Source organism: Polynucleobacter sp. MWH-UH2A (assembly GCF_018687195.1).
Lineage (GTDB): Bacteria > Pseudomonadota > Gammaproteobacteria > Burkholderiales > Burkholderiaceae > Polynucleobacter.
In genome coordinates this window covers 1,493,381-1,515,057 of record NZ_CP061321.1, presented here as the reverse complement: position 1 = coordinate 1,515,057, position 21,677 = coordinate 1,493,381, and the positions used below count along the sequence as shown (strand labels likewise).

The window sequence follows — 21,677 nt, the reverse complement described above, 5'->3', positions numbered from 1 at the left end:
ATGAAATGATTGGTGAGCTTTTTAATTTACAAGACAAGGTAGCGTTAGTTACTGGCGGTAGTAGTGGTCTTGGAGAGGGTATTGCATTTGCGCTAGCTAAAGCTGGGGCTAACGTAGCCATTGCCTCTCGCAAGGAAAGTCAGCTCAATGACGCAGCATCAAGATTACTTAAGCAAGGCGTGGAAGTGAGTACATTTTCAGCAAATCTGAGTGATCTCGATCAAGCCTCAAGCCTCGCAGAAAAAGTATCGGAGAAATACGGTCGCGTTGATATTTTGGTTAACGCAGCTGGTATTAATTTACGAGAGCCATTTGGTGAAGTAACGCCTCAATCTTGGGATGAGCAATTGCACGTTCAGTTGGGCGCACCCTTTTTTTTAACTCAAGCACTTGCGCCTCAAATGAAGTCGCGTCAATGGGGGCGGGTTATCAATATCGCCTCACTACAGAGTTATCGAGCTTTTGCGAATAGCGCTCCTTATGGGGCTTCAAAGGGCGGGATAGTGCAGCTTACTAGAGCGATTGCTCAAGAATGGTCACGCTACGGCATTACTTGTAATGCAATTGGACCCGGATTTTTCCCTACCGCTTTGACTGCGCCTGTTTTTGGTGATCCCGAATTAGTAAAGATGCATGCTAATAGAACCGCAATAGGGCGCAATGGTGAAATTAAAGATATTTATGGGCTAGCCATTTTTTTAGCTAGCGACGCATCATCCTATATCACCGGTCAAACCATCATGCTTGATGGTGGATATACGGCAACATAAGGAATTTTATGAAAGCGTTGATTTATACACGGCCAAATGAGATGCAAATCCAAGATAGACCTTATCCATCTTTGGAGCAAGGTGAAGTGATCTTGAAAATTGAATCTGTTGGTATTTGTGGGAGTGATATGCATGCATATCATGGACACGACCCCAGAAGAAAGCCTGGATTGGTATTGGGGCATGAATTCTCTGGGACTGTAGCTGATGTAAATTCGCCTTTATTTCACAAAGGGCAAAGAGTAACGGGTAATCCCCTTATTACGTGTGGTCACTGTGAATACTGTTTGCAAGGCAGAAATAATTTGTGCGCGAATCGTACTATGGTTGGCATGACGCGACCAGGCGCATTTGCAGAGTACATGAGTATTCCTGCTAATTCTTTAATACCCATCCCAGACACTTTAAGTCTTGATGATGCGGCGATAACAGAGCCTGCTGCAACTGCAGTACACGCAATTAATTTATCTATGCGGGCATTACAGCGACCAATTCAAGAGTGTCGAGTACTCATACTCGGTGGGGGTGCAATTGGAATGTTGGCTGCATTATTGCTGAAGCATTATGGAGTCGATGACATTCATTTGGCTGAAGTAAATGCTTTGAGAAGGTCAGCAATTGAGCGACATGTTGGCTGCAAGACCTTCAATCCATTAGAGGAGAAATCCGATGAAAATGCCTATGATTTCGTAATGGATTGCGTGGGCGCAGTTCCAACTCGTAATGCGGCCTTGGCCTCTATTAAGCCTGGTGGTGTGATTATGCACGTGGGGTTGCAAGATTGGGCTAGTGAAATTGATATGAGAAAGTTAACGCTCGCAGAAATTACCTTGTTGGGTACTTACACGTATTCAACAGTTGACCTGCAAGCTACGGTAAATCTATTGGGTCGCAAGGCGTTTGGAGATTTATCATGGGTTGAAAAGCGCTCGCTTGATGAAGGCCCAAAGGCGTTTAGTGATCTACATGCTGGAAAAACAGCTTCTGCCAAAGTTTTACTTAAACCATTTGAATGATGAAATTTAATTTTTATTCAACAAACTCAATTTTGGTTGAACGCGGCGGTTCATCGCAGCTTGCGAAAATAATTGGCGAAAGAGGAGGTAGTTCAGTACTCATCGTTACAGATCCTGGGGTTATAGCGGCGGGTTTATTGGACGCCGTTACGCCTCAATTTAAATCGCTAAATATCAGGCTAGAAATATTTTCTGATGTGCAAGCGGATCCACCAGTTCCTGTGATTGAAAAAGCTATCGAGACGGCGCAGAAATATAAGTCTGACTATATTGTTGGCTTTGGTGGCGGAAGCTCTATGGATGTTGCAAAGCTGGTTGCATTACTTGCTTTGGGCAAAGAGAAGCTTGAGGATATTTATGGAATTGATCAAGTTTCTGGTCCTCGATTACCTTTAATCTTGGTTCCAACTACCGCTGGCACTGGGTCAGAAGTGACGAAAAGCTCGGTTGTGACAGTGAGCGAAAGTGAGAAAAAAGGTGTTCTTTCGCCTGTTTTGCTACCTGATATTGCGCTGCTAGACGCCGAGTTAACTCTTGGACTTCCTCCTCATGTTACGGCGGCAACTGGTGTTGATGCCATGGTGCATGCTATTGAAGCGTTCACAACAAAGCACTTAAAAAATCCAGTCTCTGATTGTCTTGCAAAAGAGGCGCTTCGTTTGCTATCGAGCAACCTTCATGAGGCAGTTTTTTCTGGTGACAATATCGTTGCTAGAGAAAATATGTTGCTCGGAGCTTGCCTTGCGGGTATGGCGTTTACAAACGCTCCAGTTGCTGGAGTTCATGCTTTAGCCTATCCGATTGGCGCAAGATTTCATGTACCACATGGTTTGTCAAACTCCTTGGTGCTAGCCCCTGTAATGCGATTCAATCTGGAGATTGCGCACTCGATGTATTCAGAGCTTGGAGAGATAGTAGTCCCCAATGCCTCTGGAAGTGCTATTGAGCGAGCATCTCAATTGGTAGATTATTTGGCTGATTTGCCTGGAGTATTGGGTTTGCCTCAGCGTTTAAGTGAGGTTGGTATTGCGGAATCCAATCTAAATCAATTGGCTGATGACGCAATGTTGCAAACCCGTTTATTAATGAATAGTCCAAGAGAGATCACTCGTCAGAATGCATTCGAAATCTACTCTGAGGTGTTGTGAGTTTATTTGGGTATTTGGGATAGAAAGTGCTGTTTTATTGCGTCGGTAATTTTTTGTCGACCATGTTTTTTGCGCTCCAACAAACCAACTTTTCTATAAATTGTTTTGCCAGGTAGTTTCTGAATGGCAAGTTGCCGGTCAGTTTCCCATGAGATGTTGGCTAGCTTAGGAACGATTGAATAGCCAATCCCCTGTCTAACTAGTTCAATAATTGCCTCAACTGAATTGAGCTCCATACTTTCTTCTATGGGTAATTTGTTTGCTTTAATAGTTTGATCGACCAAATGACCAGTCCAGGTGTTTCGTTCGAATCGAATGAATGGTAGCTTGAGCTTTGAGGGGGAAGGTTTTGTAGCTTTCTTTGTTTCTAGAGCAGGGGTAATCAATATCATCGGTTCCCTATAGAGCTCTGTCCACTGGATATTTTGGGGTAGGGTGAATGGTGATTCCGTAACAATCGCTCCATCTATGCTGCCTTCTAAGACTTGGTCTAAAAAGTTACTTGAAAGACCTGCTAATAATTTGATCTCTAGATCAGGGTAGCGTAGCTTTAGCTCATTCAATGTTTTGCCGAACGCACCCATAAGTGATGAGACAAGCGCTCCAATCACAATGGTGCCGCTTAAGTCGGATTTTAAGTTTGAGCCAAGTGCTTCATATCGTGCAATGATTTCTTGGATAGGTTCAATCAGGGACCTACCACTCGTATTTAAGTTAAGTGAGCGTTTAGTGCGATCAAAAAGCTCCAGTCCGATTTCTTCCTCAAGCTGCTGAATTTGTTGGCCAGCAGCTGCCGGCGTGAGCCCAATTTCACGTGAGGCTGCGGCAACGCTCTTGTGGCGTGCAATCACTAGGAAGTTTTTGAGGATTCGGATGCTAGACATATAGCGATTATAAATAAATAATTTATCTCAAAGAAAAATATATTCGATTTATTTTTTACATTCCACCAATATAATGGGGCTATGTCAAATGCAGATCTCAAAGTAAAAGTCTGGCGCGGCGGGCAAGAGGGCGAATTCGTCGAGTATTTGGTGCCGCGTAACCCAAATCAAACGGTTTTGGATGTGGTCACCTATATCCAGCGCAAACTAGATTCAACGCTGAGCTATCGCTTTGCCTGTCGCGTCGGCATGTGTGGTTCATGCGCAATGACGGTTAATGGTGTTGCGCGATGGACTTGCAGAACCCACGTATCTCAAATTGTGGAAGGAGACGCTCTAGAAATAGCGCCGTTGAATAACCTGCCAGTTATTAAAGACCTTGCAACGGATATGCGTGAGTTCTTCAATAAATGGAAGGGCGCAGTTGGGTTTTTTAAGGGCAATCAAACACGGCATGATGATTTTGCAAAAGTTGAGCCAGATTCTAAAGAGCGTCAATTGGCAAATGCTGGAATAGAGTGCATTGGTTGCGGTGTTTGTTATGCTTCCTGTGAAGTAGTTGAAGCTAGACCAAACTATCTTGGTCCCGCTGCCCTTAACCGCGCATGGACTCTGGCGAATGATATTCGGGATACGCAGCAGATTGAGCGGATGCGTGCTGTTGCGGGTGATGCAGGTTGTCACGCATGCCATACCCAAGGATCCTGTACTGACCGTTGTCCTAAGGCGATTGAGCCAACAGCAAGCATTGCTGGGTTGAAAAAATTAATTGCAAAATCGGCTGTACGTGGTAGTAAGTGGGGTAAGTTATGAGTGGCGTACTGCAGGCAAAGCTTTGGTATGCGCAACGAATTAGCGCTATGGTTCTTGGTATCTGCGTCGCTATTCATTTGCTAATCATTTTTTATGCGATACGAGGCGGGTTGAGCGCACAAGAGATTTTGGGGCGCACCCAGGGAAACATCGGGCTTGCAATTTTTTATGAGACTTTTGTGCTCGCCTGTTTTGTGCATGCGCCTATAGGTGTTGCAAATATTCTTCAGGAAACCTTTCCCAATAGCGGATTGGCAAAGCCGATCTCAACTTTGTTGGCGATCTTAATATTGGTCTTGGGCACAGTAGCGGTCTGTGGTGTATTCACAGGGGGCGTTTGATGAGATCTAGACCAAAGCTGGATATTCGGGCAAAGCGCCACTTGTCTTATTTTGCCTATGCTTGTCACCGATTCTCAGGCTTAGTTTTAGCCTGCTTTATTCCCTTGCATTTTTTGATGTTGTCACAATCATTGAGGGGTGCGGAGGGATTTCAGAAATCTCTTGGTTTGACTGATTTTTGGGTGTTTAAGTTTGGGGAGTGGACGCTTGTCATTCTGCTTGCGATTCATTTGGCTGGCGGTGTTCGTCTGCTCATGATTGAATTTGGACCATGGCATGGTTTGCGTAAAGGGTGGATTCAGGTTTCTATCTTGTTTGCTATCGCATGCGGACTTCTATTTTTATCTTTAGCTAACTAATTAGGTTGATATGCAGTTACAAATGAATTTGGTTGAAGAGGCTTGTAAAGAGCTTTACATTCGAGCCTTAAAAATACTTCCTGATGACATCAAAGCCGGCATTGATCAGCTCGACAAGTCTGAAACGGATAAGCGAGCGCAGGTTGTTTTGAAAACCATGATTACGAATATCTCAGTTGCAGAGCGTGAAGATAATCTTCTCTGCCAAGATACTGGCCTGCCGATCTATAACGTAAAAATTGGTAGCAATGTTCAATTTGATGGAATGGCTTTAAAAGCGGCTATTCGTAAGGGTTGTGAGCGTGCTACTAAAGAGTACCCATTGAGATCTTCCGTAGTTCATCCTATTACACGTAAAAATAATCACACCTCATGCGGTATTGATATGCCTGCAATTCATATTGATTTTTGTGATGATGTGGAATCGGTAGAAATTGAGATGGTGCCAAAAGGAAGTGGCTCAGAGAACAATTCCTTTTTAAAAATGGCAATTCCTGCTGATGGTATTAGTGGGGTCAAGGCATTTGTTATTGAAAGTGTTGTATCTGCTGGCGGTAAGACTTGCCCACCAACCATCGTGGGAGTTGGTATTGGTGGAACATCTGATCAATGTGTCGCAATGGCAAAGCGTGCTGCGACTCGTGCTTTGGGTAGTACATGTTCTGACGAGGAAGGTGCCAAGCTTGAGAGAGAGTTAAGTGCCGCTGTAAATAAATTAGGGATTGGTCCTCAGGGATTGGGCGGCGATGGTACTGCCTTTGCTGTCCATGTCGAGTTGGCTCATACCCACATCACCTTAAATCCAGTGGCAGTCAATATGCAATGCCATTCTGCTCGTAGAGCACGTGCGACGATTACACCTTCTGGTGTCAATTTCGGTTTTTAGAAAGAGGCTATGGCTCATTACAACCTCCCAACTCCTGTGAGTGAAGAAGATATTCGTAAACTTCGTATTAACGATACGGTTACTCTGCAAAATACGCTCTTTGGCATTCGTGATGCAACTCAAATTCATATGTTTGATCACGGTCGTAAGACCCGCTTTGATTTGAATGGTCATGCCGTAATTCATACTGCACCGAATGTGCGTAAGGTTCCTGTGAATTCAGAGTTTCCTGCAGGCTATCAACCTATCTGTATTGGTACGACTACATCAGATCGCATGGAACGCTTTACTAAACCCCTGATGACGCAAAATGGCGTACGCATGATTGTTGGCAAGGGTGGTATGCGTGAGGGTTCTTCTCAAGCTTTTCAAGAGTTAGGCGGCGTCTATCTCGCCATTATTGGCGGCACTGCGGCTTTGGAAACTACCTGGATCGAGCAAATTGAGGATGTGGACATGGATGATCTCAATCCTGAGTCCCTGTGGCGTTTCAAGATCAAAGACTTTGGGCCGCTGTTAGTGGCAATGGATAGTCATGGTGGCAGTATTTATCAAGAAGTCAAAGGGGATGTAGCGCGCAACAAGGATGCTGTTCTGAAGAGCTTGGGAATTCATTCATGAGCAGCATTCCAACCATTGATACCGATATTTTGATTCTAGGATCGGGTGGCGCAGGATTATTTGCGGCGTTACACGCTCATCAGGCAAACCCACAATTAGATATCACCATTGCGGTAAAGGGATTGTTGGGTAAGTGTGGTTGTACCCGCATGGTTCAGGGTGGATATAACGTCGCACTTGCTGAAGGCGATTCTGTTGAGCGCCATTTTATGGATACGATTGAAGGTGGCAAGTGGTTGTCCAATCAGGAGCTCGCCTGGACATTGGTCAGCAAGGCGGTTGAACGTATTCATGAGCTAGAGAATGAATTGGGATGCTTTTTTGACCGCAATCCTGATGGTACTGTTCATCAAAAGGCATTTGCAGGGCAGACCTTTGATCGCACTGTGCATAAAGGTGATTTAACTGGAATTGAAATTATTAATCGCCTTGCTGAGCAGGTTTGGTCAAGAGGGATTCATCGTCTCGAAGAGCATCGTGCTATTGAGTTGATACATAGCAAAGATGGCAAAGCGCTTGCGGGCGTTTTGATGCTCGATATGCAAACTGGGCAATTTGTATTAGTCCGTGCCAAAGCAGTATTACTGGCAACTGGTGGCGGACCAACGATGTACAGGTATCACACGCCATCTGGGGATAAGAGTTGCGATGGCTTGGCGATGGCATTGCGTGCAGGTTTAACTTTGCGCGATATGGAAATGGTTCAGTTTCATCCAACCGGCTTATTGGCTGGTCCCGGCACTCGCATGACAGGCACAGTGCTGGAAGAAGGTTTGCGTGGTGCAGGTGGGTATCTCTTGAATGGAAATAAAGAGCGCTTCATGGGTAACTACGATCCACGTAATGAACGCGCCACAAGAGATATTGTTTCAAGATCGATTAATTCAGAGATTCGCGCTGGGCGTGCCACTCCGAATGGCGGTGTTTATATCCAAATGAGTCATTTAGGCCCAGAGAATGTTCGTAAGCAATTTAAGGGAATGGTAGAACGATGCGCAGATAGCGGCTTCGACCTAGCTAATAACTTGGTGGAAGTGGTGCCCACAGCCCATTACATGATGGGCGGTTTAGTTTTCAAAAAGGATTGCAGCACAGATCTTCCTGGGCTGTTTGCAGCTGGTGAAGATACCGGTGGAGTGCATGGCGCTAATCGTCTGGGTGGAAATGGGGTTGCAAACTCAACTGTATTTGGAGGCATAGCTGGCGAGTCAATGGCACAGTGGGTTAGTTCGCAAGAATTACGCGAATGCGATTTGGATGAAGTGGCCGCTAGTATTCGTCTGCATGAAGAGCCCCTAAAGAAGGAGGCTGGAGATATCGAGCTGATTCGCGATGCATTAGCAGAGTGTATGTGGGATGAGGTCGGTATTTCAAGAACAAAAGACAGCTTATTGCGCGCACGTCAGCGCCTTCAAGAGCTGGCATCTCAGTTGAAACAAATGGGTGTTGGTAATATTCAGCGCGAGTACAGTAATACCTGGCAGGACTGGATGAATTTGCAGAATTTGATTTTGGTTAGTCAGGCCGTAACTGAAGCCGCTTTATCCAGAGAGAATTCTCGTGGGGCTCACTATCGCGATGATTTCCCCGAGCCAGGCTCGCTAGAGGATTCGTATTACACTGCCGTAAACCTGAGTCAAGACAGATTGAGCATTCAAAATCAGCCGGTTCAATTTACGATGATTAAGCCAGGCCAAACAATATTAGTAGAGACATAATATTTTTGAATTAATTGATCCCGTCCACTTTGTATTAGCGACGCTAATAATTTTTGGCGCTTACTTTATTTTTGGCATTTCAGGGTTTGGCTCATCCATTGTTGCAGTCCCATTACTGGTGCAGATGTATCCATTGAAGTCTGTAGTACCAATGATGGTGATTGTCGATATTTGTGCTTCCTTATATGTTGGAAAAAAATCCTCAAAGGATGCCAATCTCAAAGAGCTAAAGTGGTTATTCCCTTTTAGTTTAGTTGGTATGGTTTTGGGTATCGTCTTATTGATTCAGGCCCCAAGCGAACCCCTTTTGATTATTCTCGGATGTTTTGCTGCACTAAATGGAGCGCGAGTACTGTGGCAAAGAAATCGAGAAATAGTTGATCCCATTAGCAAGTGGTGGGCTGCTCCATTTGGATTTCTGGGCGGAACATTTACGGCGCTATTTGCAACGGGTGGCCCAATTTATGTTTCCTACCTAGGCTTGCGCATCAACGATCCTAAGGCATTACGGGCTACCATGGCATTTGCCATTTTTATGCTGACATTTCTACGGCTAACTTTGATGCTGGTGACAGGCCTGATTCTAAGTTGGCCTGTAATGGGGTTAGCTATTTGCTTAATGCCGGCAACTTTTCTTGGGATCTGGCTTGGAACTCATGTGCATACCAAGTTAAGTAATGCGGGAATGCGGATAGCTTATGGATCAATTTTGATTTTTGCTGGCGTCACTTTACTTGCGCGACAAATTCCTTAAAGAATTTTTTCAGGGTTCATTAGGTTTTTTGGATCAAGAGCTTTTTTAATTGCACGCATCAGATCAATCTCAATAGCATCTTTTCTTAAGGGGAGCTCTTCCCTCTTTGCTTGCCCAATGCCATGTTCAGCAGAAAAAGATCCAGAGTGTAAGTAGACTTGATTGTGAACAAGCTCATTAATTGCCTGTCGCTTTGATTCCAGGCTGGTTGAGGGTGTATCGGCGGTCAGAGGGGCTAAGTTGTAATGCAAATTTCCATCGCCAACATGACCAAAGATGATGGTTTGTGTATCCGGCCAGCGATCATTAATTTTGACTTCAGTATCTTTAACAAAGTCAGCAATTTTTGAAATCGGTACGGATATATCGTGCTTAATGATGGTTCCAAGTTTTAACTGAGCTTCGGGAATGCTTTCTCTAATGCTCCATAAATCTTTGCTCTGTTGGATTGAGTTAGCAATAATGGCATCATCAATTAACTCTAGTTCAAAAGCCTCTGTAAGTAATATCTCAAGCTGAGAACGGCTCTGTTCTGAATCCTCCATGCTCGAGAACTCTAGCAAAATCGTCCAACCGGATTTAGCGCTAAAGGTGGATCCCCAATTTTTGGCCTTGCTTTCAATTAAAGCAATGGCGCGGGTAGAAATGAGTTCAAATGCTGTGAGATCGGCGTTACATCTTTTGCGAGCCAATTCGATTAACTTAATAGCTGACTCAATATTTTTAATGGCAACTAATGACGTTGCTTTTGATTGGGGTAGCGGAAAGAGCTTCAGTGTCGCTGCTGTAATTATTCCAAGCGTACCCTCTGATCCTATGTAAAGATCTTTTAAAGAGTACCCAGTATTGTCTTTGCGTAGGCCACGCAGACCATGCAAGATATCCCCACTCGCAGTTACCACCTCAAGTCCTAGAGTGAGATCTCGCATGTTTCCATATCGCAGCACCTGAACACCACCGGCATTGGTGCCTAAATTTCCTCCAATTGTGCAGCTTCCCTCCGCAGCTAAACTTAATGGGAATAGCATACCGGCGTTCAATGCTGCTTCTTGAACCTGAGAAAGAATTGTGCCGGCGTCAACAGTAATGGTGGCGTTATCTAAATCGATCTCTCGAATGGTATTTAGGCGAATAGTGCTAAGAACAACAGAGTTTGCATGTGGTCTTGGGGTTGCGCCCCCACATAGACCGGTGTTGCCACCTTGTGGGGTAATGGCAATATTTTCTTGATTACATAGTCGTACTAAAGCTGAAATTTCTTCAGTGGTTTTTGGCTTTAAGACTGCTATTGCTTTTCCGCTATAGCGCTTACTCCAATCAATTAAGAATGGCTTTTTATCAAAATCAGAGATCAATACATTTGGGGCGCCAATAATATGTTGGCATTCTTCAATGAATTTGTCGTGCGGATTCACTTCAGCCACGCTTTATGTTTGGTGCGGCAAGCCCTTCGATCATGATATTAAGGCAGGAGGGAAGGTTGGCTTCTAGGGCTCGTTTTGCTGCAGGCAGTACTCCATCGGAGTGTTGCACTAGCTCACCGTGCCCACCGAATGCCTCGCAAACTTTTTCATAATGCGATGGAAGCAATTCACAGCCAATCGTTCTATCCTTGCCATATTCGCGAACTTGTATTTGATACTCGGCATTCCAGCGGGCATCGTTGCCAACAACCAAAATAAAGGGAAGTTTATAGCGGACCGCAGTGTCAATTTCTGCGCTATGAAATCCAAATGTGCCGTCACCCATGACTGAGATAATTGGAGCATCGGGTTTTGCAACTCTTGCAGCAACTGCAAAAGGTAAGGCAGATCCAATTGAGCCCGCAACCCCATTAATTACGCGATTGGGGGCGCTAAGACAAGCTTGTGCCCATTGGCCAATTTCACCGCCATCGCTAATAAGCACTGAATCCGGATGACTGTCTAAAATTTGCTGAAGCGGTTTTAATGCTTGAACGGGGTGAATGTTATTTGAGGCTTTAGGCAATGCATTCCAAGCGCTAGGTCGGAATTGAATTGCGCTTTGAACTTCGTTCTTCCATTCAAGATTTGCTAGATTGTTCCTATCAAGCTTCATGATGGCTTGAATAGCTGTTGGTATATCGGCCTTTATGACATTAGATAGTCGGCTACCAACAGCGTTCTTAGCGCGATCAATCTCATCCTGATCGGGATCAATTTGCAGGAAAATACAATTTGGTTTGATGCCTGGGCTTTGCGCAAATTTCAAAGTAAAGTCTACTTTCTTGCCGAGCAGCAATATGCAATCGGCTTGATTCAGTACTTCAGAGAATGCGCCAAGGCTTGGATCGCCAATACCACGTGGACTCTCCATGCCAATACATGGAATTCCAAGAAAATCTTCTAGCGAATGAAGTGCAATCCTTCCATTCTTGGATTGCATCATTGGACCCGCAAGTATTAGCGGCTTCTTTGCTTGCTTTAGCTGATTCAATAAGGCTATTAATTCAGTCGAATTAATAGCGGAGGCTTCTGGAGCAAAAGAATTTATTGTGAGGTTGTTAGCGTTGGAGGCTAGCGCTTCCAGAACATCCGTAGGAAGACTGATATGAACTGGTCCAGGCCTACCCGATGTAGCAATGCGAATTGCTTTTGCAATGTCCGTTGCAATATTTTCAAGTTTTTCGCATACCCAAGAAGCCTTAGTAAGTGGTGCCGCAATATCAGCCTGATGCATTTCTTGAAAAGCACCTTTGCCTAGTTGCCCTATAGGGGCATGGCCAGAAAAAAGGATCACTGGTGATTCAGCCATGCCAGCTGTATATAGAGCGGATATGGCATTTGCATGACCTGGCCCACCGGTAACAAGAGCTATCCCAACTTTTCCAGTAAGACGTGCCCACGCATCTGCCATGTGTACGGCGGCTGCTTCATGTCGTGTATGAATCAAATCAATAGTTGATCCAAAAACAGCATCATAAATAGGCATGATGTGGTTGCCAGAAAGGGTGAATATTTTGTTGATGCCTGCCAATCCCAGGGTTTCAACAAATATGTTAGCGCCACTTTTATTTTTTAAGCCCATAATTTTTTTATTGAGTTATTTGATTCCAAGCTGAGTGCTGAGTTTGGAATATGAAACATATTGAGAAGCCGCAAACTTTTCGGTGTCTGTTGGCGAAAGGATTCGGGGTATGCCGCCATAACGAGCATTACCTGCTTGCCAATTTACATCTTTATCTGCGATAGCTAGCACCTCTACCCATTTAGCCACTATATCCGGACTCAACTTAGGCGGCCCGTAAAGGGCGCTCCAACCAACAATGGCTTCAAGTTGTGGCATGCCAACTTCTTTGGCTGTCGGTACGGATGGTATATCCCTTACGCGATCTGGTGTGGTAACCACTAGAGCTCGCAATTTACCGCTATTGATTTGAGTTAATGCTGATGTGAGATTGCCGCAACTAAAGTCAACTTCTTTTGCTAGTACAGCAACAACAGCTTCCGAGCCACCCTTATAGCTAATATTAACCGCTGCATCAGGTTTGAGTTTAAGAGTTTGAAGGATGAGTTGTGGCCCAAAATTAAGAATTGTTCCTGGGCCAGATGAGCTGTAATTGAGTTTGCCAGGTTGCGAAGCAATGGCCTTTGTTAAATCATCAAACGTTTTGTAGGGTGAGTCTGGATGAACTACGCAAACAACGGGATTTAGTTCAAGTAGTCCAATGAAGGTGAAATCGTTCCACTTGTAATTCAGATCGGATTTCATTGCAGGCAGAACAGATTGGGAGCCAACCCTTGCCATTAAGAGTGTGTAGCCATCTTGAGCTGCATCTTTGACGAATTGCGATCCTATTGCCCCGCTAGCCCCGCTTTTATTAGCAACAATGATCGGCTGCTTTAGTACATTTTGAGCAACCGTTGCTAGATTCCGCGCTGACTGATCTGCATCACCACCGGCATTAAATGGTACAACAATAGTAATTGGTTTATTGGGGTAGTTTTGGGCAAATGCGTTGCTGAAATAAATAAAAAAACAGATGGTGATGCTTTTAAGGAAATAACTTGGTGTGAGAATTTGAAATATTTTCATAAAAACCCTCTTCGTTTTTCACAATTGTGCAAATAAAAAGTCGCACCCTTGAGTGCGACTTTGCGATCACTGCGCGCTAATATTGCGACCTTTAATCACCTTCTCCCAGACGAGCGATTCATTTTTCACTTGGGATTCAAAATCTTTCTGTGTGTTTACGACCGCAGTTAGTCCATTGAGATCAAGACTATTTCTCATGGCTTCTGAACCAACAGCTTTCACAGTAGCAGCATAGATTTTGTCAGTAATGGCTTTCGGCGTATTAGCAGGGGCTATAAGACCAAACCAGCCAGTAGATTCAAATCCAGGGATTCCAGATTCAGCAGCAGTCGGGACATCAGGCAATTGTTTGGAGCGCTTTAAGCTAGTAACCGCCAGTGGCTTGATTTGACCTGCCTTAGCGAAGCCAGTAGCTGCAGTTAGATTGCCCACCATGAAATCAATTTGTCCTGCGACAAGATCATTAAGCGCAGCAGACTCTCCCTTATAGGGAACGTGAGTTGCAGGAATATTGGCGGAGTAGGTTAGATTCTCTGCCGCCATATGAACCTGGCTTCCAATGCCGGCAGAGCCAAAGTTGAGATCCTTGGTCTTGGCATATGCAATGAATTCACCAAGATTTTTTACTGGCAATTTAGTGCTTACGGATAAAAGCATTGGGCCGCTGGCTACGTTAGTGATGTACACAAAATCCTTTGCATAGTTCACCGGCAATTTCTTATAAAGACTGGGATTTACGGTGAGCATACTTCCAGATGCCAGCATGATAGTGTAGCCGTCTGCAGGTGATTGAGCCACATACTCTGCAGCAATATTGCCACCAGCGCCTGGCTTATTTTCAACAATCACGTTTTGTCCCAAGTCTTTGGAAAGTTGCTGTGCTAGCAAGCGACCAAGAATATCCGTGGTGCCACCTGCAGCAAAAGGAATAACGAGTTTAATTGGCTTGGTTGGCCAGTTTTGCGCAAATGAAATTGGTGTTGCAACTAGGGTAACGACCCCAACAAAATAGACAAAATATTTGCTTATGTTTTGAAAAACTTGCTTAAACATGCCTACGCTCTCCCAGGTGTTAATTTGATTCTCATATCTTATCTTTGATTTGATCTAAAAATAAGATTGACCTCTATTTAATAGTAATAAGCTTATGTAAAACTGCCGTCTCCTCCAGCCAGTGTGCAAGGAAATTGATTCAATTTGCATTGCACAATGAATTGGGTGTTGCAAGATATCTAAATCATCTATATGATTTAGATATGTCATCTATTTTGATCTCTGAGTTCATTACAAGTCAAGCCTTAGAAACCCTGCGTTCTAAGCATTCTGTTGCGTACGAACCCGAGTTGTATAAGGATCGGTCCGCATTAATTGCTGCAGTGCAAAATATAGACGCCCTAATTGTTCGTAACTTAACCCAAGTGAATGAAGAGGTGCTTGTTGGTGCATTGAAACTGAGGGTGGTTGGTCGCCTTGGTGTTGGCCTTGAAAATATCGAGCTACCAGCATGTGCGAAGCGCAATATTAAGGTAATACCTGCAACTGGAGCGAATGCTGAATCTGTCGCTGAATATGTTGTTGGCGCAGCCGTTGCATTAACGCGAGGGTTTATTCCCGCAACAATTAGTACGTTAAAAGGCGAATGGCCTCGCCCCCGTTTTTCTGGTTATCACGAGTTTTCAGGAAAAACTATTGGAATAGTAGGTTTTGGAAGTATTGGTCGAGTGGTTGCCAAAAAAGCTAATGCATTCGGCTTGAAATGTCTTGCCTATGACCCCGTGCTAAGTGGAAATGCTGTGGCATTGGAAGGGTTTGAGGTTCCCTTGATTTCCTTAAGTTCGTTGCTATCTCAAAGTGATGCCGTAACGCTTCACCTACCTTTGTTGCCAGAAACAAAAGGCTTATTTAGTGCTGATGTTTTGGGTCAAATGAGAGAGGGTGCTTGCTTAATCAATACCGCCCGTGGCGGAATTGTGGATGAGCTGGCTTTGGCGGAGTGCTTGCGTTCGGGTCGTTTGGGTGGAGCCGCATTGGATGTGTTTTCTGGTGAGCCCGCTAAGGATTTAAGTCATTTTTCGGGAATAGAGAATTTGATTCTGACGCCCCACATTGCTGGCGTTACGCATGAAAGTAACGACCGAGTTAGTCAAATGATTGCCGATGAAGTTAACTTGTTTTTAGGAGCATGATATGAACATGTCTTACGAGCAGATGGTCGAGTTGGCATCTTCTGGTTTGATGGCTGCCGGCATTGGAGAAAAAGCTGCTTTTGAGACTGCGCAATTCTTAGCGCTTGCAGAATTAGATGGCTTGGCTTCTCATGGTTTGGCGCGAGTATCTCAATATGCTGGTCATGCAAAAAATAGCCGTATAGAGCCAGCCCCTAAAATTAAAGTTCGCCCATTTAAAACTTCTGCAGCTTTAGTTGATGCCTGTGATGGTCTTGCATTCCCTGCGCTACGTTTTGCTACTGATTTATCTGTCAATTTAGCTTCAAAAACGGGTGTTGGTTTGGTTGCTGTAACGAATAGCCATCACTTTGGTGTAGCTGGGCATTACGCTGAAGCTGCTGCTCGTGCTGGTTATATTTCATTGCTATTTGGTAACACTCCAGCTGCCATGCCGATGGTTGGTGGAAGTAAGGCAATGTTTGGAACCAATCCTTTGGCTGCTGCATTTCCAATTCAAGGGCGCGATCCATTAGTAATAGACATGTCTCTTTCAGCAGTCGCGCGCGGTAAGTTGCTGGTTGCTGCGAAAAAGGGCGAGTCCATTCCTGAGGGTTGGGCTTTAACTGCTGATGGCAAGCCAACTACCGATCCTCAAGAAGGATTAAAGGGTTTGATGGTTCCGTTGGGTGGAGACAAGGGCGCCTTGCTCGCATTGATTGTGGAGCTTTTGGTTGTTGGCTTATCAGGCAGTCGCTTTTCATATGAGGCGGATTCTTTTTTTGATGCAAAAGGAAATCGACCACGTATTGGCCAACTTTTGCTAACCATTGACCCAGGCCTTTCAGGTGGAAATGTTTTTGCCGGAAGAATGCGGGATTTTTTGAAGGAATTATCTGCCGATGTCGGCACACGCGTTCCTGGTGGGCGTCGCTTTAAGCAACGTGCTAGCGGTTTTAAAAGTGGTGTGAATGTTTCTGAAGTAGTGGTAGAAGAAATTCAGGCTGGCATTCGTCAGTCATGGAGTAATTCGTAATTTAATGGGGTTAACGAGGAGAAAGTAATGATCCATTTTGTCGTGCATGAGCCAGGTGATGGCGTAGGCGTGGTTGTCGTTGAGGGCGTTAAAGCTGGTGACGATTTAATAGGTTGGGTGATGGATGGTGATCTGACATTGAACTTTAAATCAATGAGTGATATTCCAATTGGCCACAAAATTTCTTTAAAGGATTTTCAGCCAGGCGATACGGTCATGAAATATGGCATTGATATTGGCAAGGTAGTTGCCCCTATTAAAAAAGGCGAGCACCTCCATGTTCAGAACGTTAAAACAAAGCGTTGGTAAGCCAACCCACTATTTATTCATTGAGAAAGAAAAAAGATGATTAATTTAAAAGATGCAACCTTTATGGGCTACCGTCGCGAGAACGGTCGTATGGGTATCCGTAATCATGTATTAATTTTGCCTTTAGATGACTTGTCTAATGCGGCTTGCGAAGCTGTTGCCAATAACATCAAGGGCACGATGGCAATTCCACACTCTTATGGCCGTTTACAGTTTGGCGCGGACTTAGAGTTGCATTTCCGTACATTGATTGGAACTGGATCGAATCCAAACGTTGCTGGTGTCGTGGTCATTGGTATCGAACCGCAGTGGACCAAGATCGTAGTAGATGGAATTAAAGCATCAGGCAAACCAGTTGAAGGTTTCTGGATTGAAGGCAATGGCGATACCGCTACGATTGCTTCTGCAAGCAAAGCGGCATACAAAATGATGAAGCATGCTTCAAAGCAGCAGCGTGTTAAGGCTCCTCTATCCGAATTGTGGGTATCCACAAAATGCGGTGAGTCAGATACTACTTCTGGTTGCGGTGCAAATCCAACCGTAGGCGATGCTTTTGATAAGTTATACGGAATTGGTTCAACCCTGGTTTTTGGTGAAACAACCGAATTAACTGGTGGCGAGCATTTGGTTGAAGCGCGTTGCCGCAATGACGAGGTAAAGAAAAAGTTCCGCGAAATGTTTGATCGTTACCAGGACGTGATTGAGCGTCATAAAACGAGCGATCTTTCTGATTCCCAACCAACCAAGGGAAATATTGCCGGTGGTCTCACGACTATCGAAGAAAAAGCCTTGGGTAACATCCAGAAAATTGGTAAGAAATGTATCGTGGATAGCGTATTGGATAAGGCCGAAACGCCTAGCATTCCTGGCTTGCATTTTATGGACTCCTCATCAGCGGCAGCAGAGATGGTGACCTTATGTGCAGCGGCTGGTTTTGCAGCGCATTTCTTCCCAACGGGCCAAGGTAACGTGATTGGCAATGCAATTCTTCCAGTAATTAAGATTTGCGCGAATCCAAAAACTGTTCGTACTATGAGTGAGCATATTGACGTTGACGTGTCAGGTATTTTGCGTCGTGAAGAAAATATGGATCAGGCTGGCGATAAGTTGTTGGAATGCCTTTTGCGTACAGCAGATGGTGAGTTAACTGCTTCTGAGATTCTCGGTCACCGTGAGTTTGTATTAACTCGCTTGTATGAATCTGCTTAAGTAGAGCATGAGATCCCTGACTGCTTATCAAGAGGTAAAGCAAAAGATCACCGAAGATCTGGTCAGGGGTCGTTTTCCTATGGGGCAGGCTTTGCCTGCCGAAAAGGATTTATCTAAAGAATTAGATGTTTCGATTGGCACGCTACGCAAAGCGGTTGATGAATTAGTAGCAGAGGGCATTGTGGTTCGCCGACAAGGTAAAGGCACTTTTGTTGCCGAGCATGATGTTAAGCGCCTGCTGTATTACTTTTTTCATGTTGTTAAGCATGATGCTGACAAGAAAATTAATCCACGAGTAGATTTAGTTTCTTTGAATTCTGCTATTGCGAGCAAAGAAGAGGCAATTAAACTCCAGATCAAAGAAGGCTCACCCGTTTGGCGTTTAATAAATTGCCTATATCTAGATGAAAAATGCGTCATGATTGACCATATCACTCTAGATAAAAGACGTTTCAAAAATCTCACTCGCACCGACTTTATTCAGCGTGAAGGCAGTATTTACCAGTTGTATCAAATGAAGTACGGTCAAACAGTTGTGCGAAGTAGTGAGCGTTTAAGAGCGGGCCTAGCAGGAAAGCAGTATTCAGAGTGGTTGGGTCTAAAGCCAAATTCTCCAGTCCTCATCATCCGTAGGGTCGCACTTGGTATGCAGGATGAGCCATTAGAGTGGCGTGTCTCAACACTGAATACGCATCAATATGAATATTTCAGTGAGTTAGTTGTCTAGAGCTCATGGTTAGTATGCTTAAGTCAAAATTACCAGGCATATTGGTGTGCTTAGTAATTGCTATGTCGACTAGCTTCTTGTCAGATAACTATGGCGGCCCACAGTTGCTTTATGCCTTGTTGATTGGCTTATCACTACACTTTTTATATCTTCAAGATACTGTTAGGCTGGGCATAGATTTTTGCGCAAAAACAATTTTGCGTTTAGGCGTTGCTTTTTTAGGCATTCGAATTACATTTTCCGATATCAGCGCGATCGGTATTAATACGGGATTGATGGTGATTTGCGCTGTTGTGGCTACTGTTGCCCTAGGTTTTTTATTGGCCAGAATTTTAAAGTTGTCGCCCGATTTTGGTTTGATTGCAGGTGGTTCTGTGGGCATTTGTGGGGCCTCCGCAGCGCTTGCCGTCGCCTCTGTTTTGCCGAAAACAAAGGCAAACGAGCAATTCACTTTATTAGTAGTTGTGGGCGTAACGGTACTTTCCACTATTGCGATGGTCACATATCCATTTGCGCTTCGAATGCTGGATGTGGGCGCGCTTTCTGCCGGAATTTTTATTGGCGCCACAATTCATGATGTCGCTCAAGTGGTCGCTGCCGGAATGCTTTTTGGTCCAGAAGCGGGCGACGTTGCAACTGTAGTGAAGTTATTTCGAGTGGCTTTATTGCTGCCAGTGGTGCTCTTCATCTCTATTTTCTTTGGTACCCAAAAAGCTTCAAATAAATTAGGGTGGGGCAGTTTAAAACTGATCCCCACTTTTTTACTAGGCTTTGTGGCGCTCTCCATTGTTGCTTCCATGAAAATACTTCCACTCGTAGTTACCCAGCAGATCGGTGGTTTATCTCGCTGGATGTTGGTAATTGCAATTGCCGCCGCTGGCTTGAAAACTAACTTTCAGGAGTTGGCAAAGCTTGGTTGGCAACCAGTACTCATGTTGGTAGTAGAAACCCTCTTTATTGCTTTTTTAGGGTTAATATTTATTTTCTACGTAGCATAGAGTGGCAATCTGTTGTAGATTGTCTCGTATGCTTTAAATGCATTACGGATCTGTCTTTACACTGGAGGCAAAGCATTTATGTCTAAGAAGGATGTATTTTCTAAACGCCGAGATTTTCTAAAGTCTTCAGTTGCAGTTGGGGTTAGTGTCGGGGGCGCTGTTAGCGCGCACTCTTCTCCTCTCAAAAACCAGGACAATGGATTTTTGGAAGTTGATCCATGGACCAAAACGCAGGGCTCTGGTTTCGTAAATCCTCCTTACGGGCTGCCATCTAAGTACGAAAAAAATGTTGTGCGCCTTCTTCCTTCTCCGGCGCCTACTTTTTTAACGGGGTCGCGAACTCCTTTGCAAAGTTTGCACGGAATTATTACCCCCAATGGTCTAGTGTTCGAGCGTCACCATGCGGGCGTTCCCGATATCAACCCCGACTTACATAAATTGGTAATTCATGGTTTAGTTGATCGACCAATGGTTTTCACAATGGATGACATTGTTCGGTTTCCATCAGAATCTAGAATTTACTTTTTAGAGTGCTCCGGCAATAGTGCTGCTGAACTCAAGAAGGCAAGCAACCAAACGGTTCAGCAAATTCATGGATTGGTCTCTTGTTGCGAGTGGACTGGCGTTCGCCTATCTACCATTTTGCAAGAGTGTGGAGTGCAGTCAAATGCTAAATGGGCATTAGCGGAGGGTGCTGATGGCGCTGCGATGACTCGTAGCATTCCCATGAGTAAGTTAATGGATGATGCGTTATTAGTCTATGCTCAAAATGGTGAGATGTTGCGCGCTGAGCAAGGCTATCCTCTGCGCTTATTTTTGCCTGGGTATGAAGGCAATATGAGTATTAAATGGTTGCGCAGAATAAAGTTGGGAGCTGAACCCTGGCAAACTCGCGAAGAGACGTCTGCGTATACCGATCTTCGGGCTGATGGTAAGGCATCACAATTTACTTTTTCAATGGAGGTGAAGTCTGTTATCACCCAACCATCAGGCATGATGAAGCTGAAATCTAAAGGTTTTTATGAAATCTCTGGCTTTGCATGGTCTGGTAATGGGAAGATTCGGCGAGTAGAGGTCTCAACCAATGGCGGCAAATCATGGAATGATGCTGTACTGCAAGAGCCAGTAATGGATAAGTCCTTGGTTCGATTTCGTTTTCCATGGGTTTGGGATGGGGCGCCAGCCACATTAATGAGTAGGGCGGTTGACTCTAGTGGTGAAGTTCAACCCACTATGGATGCTGTAATAAAAGCAAAAAGTGCAAACACCTTCTATCACAATAATGCAATTCAACCTTGGCGAGTTGCAGCAAATGGGGAGGTGACTAATGGTCGCTAAAAGATATTTCATCTTCGTTAACTGTGTAGCGGTAATTGGGGTGCTCGTGGGCTGTGTGAGTGGCTATCAAGCCCATGGCCCTGTGGGTCTTGGCAAGCCCATTTCTGAAGATCAGGTGCGCGCTTGGAATATTGATATTGGTCCAACTGGTGCTGGGCTACCCACTGGTTCTGGAACTGTGGCTGCCGGAGAAAAGTTATACCAGCAACAGTGCGCCTCATGTCATGGTGACAAAGGTCAAGGCGGTCCTGCAAATCGGTTGGTTGGTGGTGGAGCATTGAATACGGATAAGCAAGTTAAAACCGTAGGAAGTTTTTGGCCGTACCCAACCACAATTTTTGATTACATCAGAAGAGCGATGCCCCACCAGGCGCCACAATCTCTAACGAATGATCAAGTGTATGCAGCGACTGCTTATATTTTGTATCTAAATAAAATCATTTCAGCTGATCAAGTGATTGATGCCAAGACCCTGCCTTTGGTAAAGATGCCCAATCGGGATGGATTTATTCCTGTTGAGAAATAGGAA

General features: G+C 44.6%; 23 protein-coding genes. 18 read left to right on the top strand and 5 right to left on the bottom strand.

Going from position 1 to position 21,677, the window contains the following annotated elements:
• Nucleotides 1-5 precede the first annotated feature (5 nt).
• The 3 genes from IC571_RS07885 to IC571_RS07875 are packed head-to-tail and all read left to right on the top strand — an operon-like array spanning nt 6 to nt 2,934.
• Nucleotides 6-770: an SDR family NAD(P)-dependent oxidoreductase gene (locus tag IC571_RS07885; protein ID WP_215317874.1), complete on the top strand. Its 765-nt coding sequence runs from the start codon at nt 6-8 to the stop codon at nt 768-770.
• Between the two features lie 8 nt (nt 771-778).
• Complete coding sequence (locus IC571_RS07880) at nt 779-1,786, top strand: galactitol-1-phosphate 5-dehydrogenase (RefSeq protein ID WP_215315806.1); 1,008 nt, start codon at nt 779-781, stop codon at nt 1,784-1,786.
• Nucleotides 1,783-2,934, top strand: a complete 1,152-nt coding sequence (locus tag IC571_RS07875) for an iron-containing alcohol dehydrogenase (protein WP_371742888.1) — start codon at nt 1,783-1,785, stop codon at nt 2,932-2,934. Before IC571_RS07880 ends, IC571_RS07875 begins: the two co-directional genes overlap by 4 nt.
• Nucleotides 2,935-2,936: 2 nt before the next feature.
• On the opposite strand, the gene IC571_RS07870 is transcribed toward IC571_RS07875, so the two are convergent.
• A complete protein-coding gene (locus IC571_RS07870; RefSeq protein WP_215315804.1) occupies nt 2,937-3,818 on the bottom strand; it encodes a LysR family transcriptional regulator in 882 nt (293 codons plus the stop codon).
• Nucleotides 3,819-3,899: 81 nt separating this feature from the next.
• Here IC571_RS07870 and IC571_RS07865 point away from each other — a divergent pair, with 81 nt between their 5' ends.
• The 7 genes from IC571_RS07865 to IC571_RS07835 are packed head-to-tail and all read left to right on the top strand — an operon-like array spanning nt 3,900 to nt 9,310.
• Nucleotides 3,900-4,631, top strand: coding sequence for a succinate dehydrogenase/fumarate reductase iron-sulfur subunit (locus IC571_RS07865; RefSeq protein WP_215315802.1), 732 nt, complete (start codon nt 3,900-3,902; stop codon nt 4,629-4,631).
• On the top strand, nt 4,628-4,972 hold the full coding sequence (locus IC571_RS07860; RefSeq protein WP_215315800.1) for a succinate dehydrogenase: 345 nt from the start codon (nt 4,628-4,630) through the stop codon (nt 4,970-4,972). Before IC571_RS07865 ends, IC571_RS07860 begins: the two co-directional genes overlap by 4 nt.
• Nucleotides 4,972-5,331 carry a succinate dehydrogenase, cytochrome b556 subunit gene (gene sdhC / locus IC571_RS07855; RefSeq protein ID WP_215315799.1) on the top strand — a complete coding sequence of 120 codons (360 nt, stop codon included), beginning with the start codon at nt 4,972-4,974 and terminating at the stop codon, nt 5,329-5,331. Before IC571_RS07860 ends, sdhC begins: the two co-directional genes overlap by 1 nt.
• 10 nt (nt 5,332-5,341) lie before the next feature.
• Complete coding sequence (locus IC571_RS07850; protein ID WP_215315797.1) at nt 5,342-6,217, top strand: fumarate hydratase; 876 nt, start codon at nt 5,342-5,344, stop codon at nt 6,215-6,217.
• A gap of 9 nt (nt 6,218-6,226) precedes the next feature.
• Nucleotides 6,227-6,838 carry a fumarate hydratase C-terminal domain-containing protein gene (locus tag IC571_RS07845; protein WP_215315795.1) on the top strand — a complete coding sequence of 204 codons (612 nt, stop codon included), beginning with the start codon at nt 6,227-6,229 and terminating at the stop codon, nt 6,836-6,838.
• Nucleotides 6,835-8,556, top strand: coding sequence for an L-aspartate oxidase (locus tag IC571_RS07840; RefSeq protein WP_215315794.1), 1,722 nt, complete (start codon nt 6,835-6,837; stop codon nt 8,554-8,556). Before IC571_RS07845 ends, IC571_RS07840 begins: the two co-directional genes overlap by 4 nt.
• Before the next feature lies 1 nt (nt 8,557).
• On the top strand, nt 8,558-9,310 hold the full coding sequence (locus IC571_RS07835; protein ID WP_215317872.1) for a sulfite exporter TauE/SafE family protein: 753 nt from the start codon (nt 8,558-8,560) through the stop codon (nt 9,308-9,310).
• Here IC571_RS07835 and IC571_RS07830 read toward each other — a convergent pair.
• The 4 genes from IC571_RS07830 to IC571_RS07815 all read right to left on the bottom strand — a co-directional run bounded on the left by IC571_RS07830 (nt 9,307) and on the right by IC571_RS07815 (nt 14,419).
• Nucleotides 9,307-10,734, bottom strand: a complete 1,428-nt coding sequence (locus tag IC571_RS07830) for an FAD-binding oxidoreductase (protein ID WP_251373324.1) — start codon at nt 10,732-10,734, stop codon at nt 9,307-9,309. The two genes, IC571_RS07835 and IC571_RS07830, sit on opposite strands and share 4 nt — an antisense overlap.
• Nucleotides 10,727-12,358, bottom strand: a complete 1,632-nt coding sequence (locus tag IC571_RS07825; RefSeq protein WP_215315792.1) for a thiamine pyrophosphate-binding protein — start codon at nt 12,356-12,358, stop codon at nt 10,727-10,729. Before IC571_RS07825 ends, IC571_RS07830 begins: the two co-directional genes overlap by 8 nt.
• Nucleotides 12,359-12,373: 15 nt before the next feature.
• Nucleotides 12,374-13,366, bottom strand: a complete 993-nt coding sequence (locus IC571_RS07820) for a tripartite tricarboxylate transporter substrate binding protein (protein WP_215315791.1) — start codon at nt 13,364-13,366, stop codon at nt 12,374-12,376.
• A gap of 66 nt (nt 13,367-13,432) precedes the next feature.
• Nucleotides 13,433-14,419, bottom strand: coding sequence for a tripartite tricarboxylate transporter substrate binding protein (locus IC571_RS07815; RefSeq protein ID WP_215315789.1), 987 nt, complete (start codon nt 14,417-14,419; stop codon nt 13,433-13,435).
• Between the two features lie 203 nt (nt 14,420-14,622).
• Between IC571_RS07815 and IC571_RS07810 the strand changes: the two genes are divergently transcribed.
• The 8 genes from IC571_RS07810 to IC571_RS07775 all read left to right on the top strand — a co-directional run bounded on the left by IC571_RS07810 (nt 14,623) and on the right by IC571_RS07775 (nt 21,674).
• A complete protein-coding gene (locus IC571_RS07810) occupies nt 14,623-15,552 on the top strand; it encodes a hydroxyacid dehydrogenase (protein WP_215315787.1) in 930 nt (309 codons plus the stop codon).
• 1 nt (nt 15,553) lies between these two features.
• Nucleotides 15,554-16,567, top strand: a complete 1,014-nt coding sequence (locus IC571_RS07805; RefSeq protein ID WP_215315785.1) for an Ldh family oxidoreductase — start codon at nt 15,554-15,556, stop codon at nt 16,565-16,567.
• Nucleotides 16,568-16,594: 27 nt separating this feature from the next.
• Nucleotides 16,595-16,876: a flagellar biosynthesis protein FlgA gene (locus tag IC571_RS07800; RefSeq protein WP_068322357.1), complete on the top strand. Its 282-nt coding sequence runs from the start codon at nt 16,595-16,597 to the stop codon at nt 16,874-16,876.
• 36 nt (nt 16,877-16,912) lie between these two features.
• Nucleotides 16,913-18,085: a UxaA family hydrolase gene (locus IC571_RS07795; RefSeq protein WP_305848874.1), complete on the top strand. Its 1,173-nt coding sequence runs from the start codon at nt 16,913-16,915 to the stop codon at nt 18,083-18,085.
• A gap of 7 nt (nt 18,086-18,092) precedes the next feature.
• On the top strand, nt 18,093-18,812 hold the full coding sequence (locus tag IC571_RS07790) for a GntR family transcriptional regulator (protein ID WP_215315784.1): 720 nt from the start codon (nt 18,093-18,095) through the stop codon (nt 18,810-18,812).
• 14 nt (nt 18,813-18,826) lie between these two features.
• Entirely contained in the window at nt 18,827-19,810 is a 984-nt protein-coding gene (locus IC571_RS07785; protein ID WP_251373322.1) for a YeiH family protein, read from the top strand.
• A gap of 78 nt (nt 19,811-19,888) precedes the next feature.
• Complete coding sequence (gene soxC, locus IC571_RS07780) at nt 19,889-21,148, top strand: sulfite dehydrogenase (protein ID WP_215315780.1); 1,260 nt, start codon at nt 19,889-19,891, stop codon at nt 21,146-21,148.
• Nucleotides 21,138-21,674 (top strand): c-type cytochrome, encoded by a 537-nt coding sequence (locus IC571_RS07775; protein ID WP_215315779.1) that lies wholly within the window; start codon nt 21,138-21,140, stop codon nt 21,672-21,674. The genes soxC and IC571_RS07775 overlap by 11 nt, the downstream gene beginning before the upstream one ends.
• The last annotated feature ends 3 nt before the right edge of the window (nt 21,675-21,677 follow it).

Coding starts and splice junctions, on each gene's coding strand:
- IC571_RS07785 (WP_251373322.1), top strand. CDS start 18,827: ATGCTTAAGTCAAAATTACCAGGCATATTGGTGTGCTTAGTAATTGCT.
- IC571_RS07815 (WP_215315789.1), bottom strand. CDS start 14,419: ATGTTTAAGCAAGTTTTTCAAAACATAAGCAAATATTTTGTCTATTTT.
- IC571_RS07825 (WP_215315792.1), bottom strand. CDS start 12,358: ATGGGCTTAAAAAATAAAAGTGGCGCTAACATATTTGTTGAAACCCTG.
- sdhC (WP_215315799.1), top strand. CDS start 4,972: ATGAGATCTAGACCAAAGCTGGATATTCGGGCAAAGCGCCACTTGTCT.
- IC571_RS07860 (WP_215315800.1), top strand. CDS start 4,628: ATGAGTGGCGTACTGCAGGCAAAGCTTTGGTATGCGCAACGAATTAGC.
- IC571_RS07870 (WP_215315804.1), bottom strand. CDS start 3,818: ATGTCTAGCATCCGAATCCTCAAAAACTTCCTAGTGATTGCACGCCAC.
- IC571_RS07840 (WP_215315794.1), top strand. CDS start 6,835: ATGAGCAGCATTCCAACCATTGATACCGATATTTTGATTCTAGGATCG.
- IC571_RS07850 (WP_215315797.1), top strand. CDS start 5,342: ATGCAGTTACAAATGAATTTGGTTGAAGAGGCTTGTAAAGAGCTTTAC.
- IC571_RS07800 (WP_068322357.1), top strand. CDS start 16,595: ATGATCCATTTTGTCGTGCATGAGCCAGGTGATGGCGTAGGCGTGGTT.
- IC571_RS07820 (WP_215315791.1), bottom strand. CDS start 13,366: ATGAAAATATTTCAAATTCTCACACCAAGTTATTTCCTTAAAAGCATC.
- IC571_RS07795 (WP_305848874.1), top strand. CDS start 16,913: ATGATTAATTTAAAAGATGCAACCTTTATGGGCTACCGTCGCGAGAAC.
- IC571_RS07790 (WP_215315784.1), top strand. CDS start 18,093: ATGAGATCCCTGACTGCTTATCAAGAGGTAAAGCAAAAGATCACCGAA.
- IC571_RS07875 (WP_371742888.1), top strand. CDS start 1,783: ATGATGAAATTTAATTTTTATTCAACAAACTCAATTTTGGTTGAACGC.
- soxC (WP_215315780.1), top strand. CDS start 19,889: ATGTCTAAGAAGGATGTATTTTCTAAACGCCGAGATTTTCTAAAGTCT.
- IC571_RS07885 (WP_215317874.1), top strand. CDS start 6: ATGATTGGTGAGCTTTTTAATTTACAAGACAAGGTAGCGTTAGTTACT.
- IC571_RS07775 (WP_215315779.1), top strand. CDS start 21,138: ATGGTCGCTAAAAGATATTTCATCTTCGTTAACTGTGTAGCGGTAATT.
- IC571_RS07880 (WP_215315806.1), top strand. CDS start 779: ATGAAAGCGTTGATTTATACACGGCCAAATGAGATGCAAATCCAAGAT.
- IC571_RS07845 (WP_215315795.1), top strand. CDS start 6,227: ATGGCTCATTACAACCTCCCAACTCCTGTGAGTGAAGAAGATATTCGT.
- IC571_RS07865 (WP_215315802.1), top strand. CDS start 3,900: ATGTCAAATGCAGATCTCAAAGTAAAAGTCTGGCGCGGCGGGCAAGAG.
- IC571_RS07805 (WP_215315785.1), top strand. CDS start 15,554: ATGAACATGTCTTACGAGCAGATGGTCGAGTTGGCATCTTCTGGTTTG.
- IC571_RS07810 (WP_215315787.1), top strand. CDS start 14,623: ATGTCATCTATTTTGATCTCTGAGTTCATTACAAGTCAAGCCTTAGAA.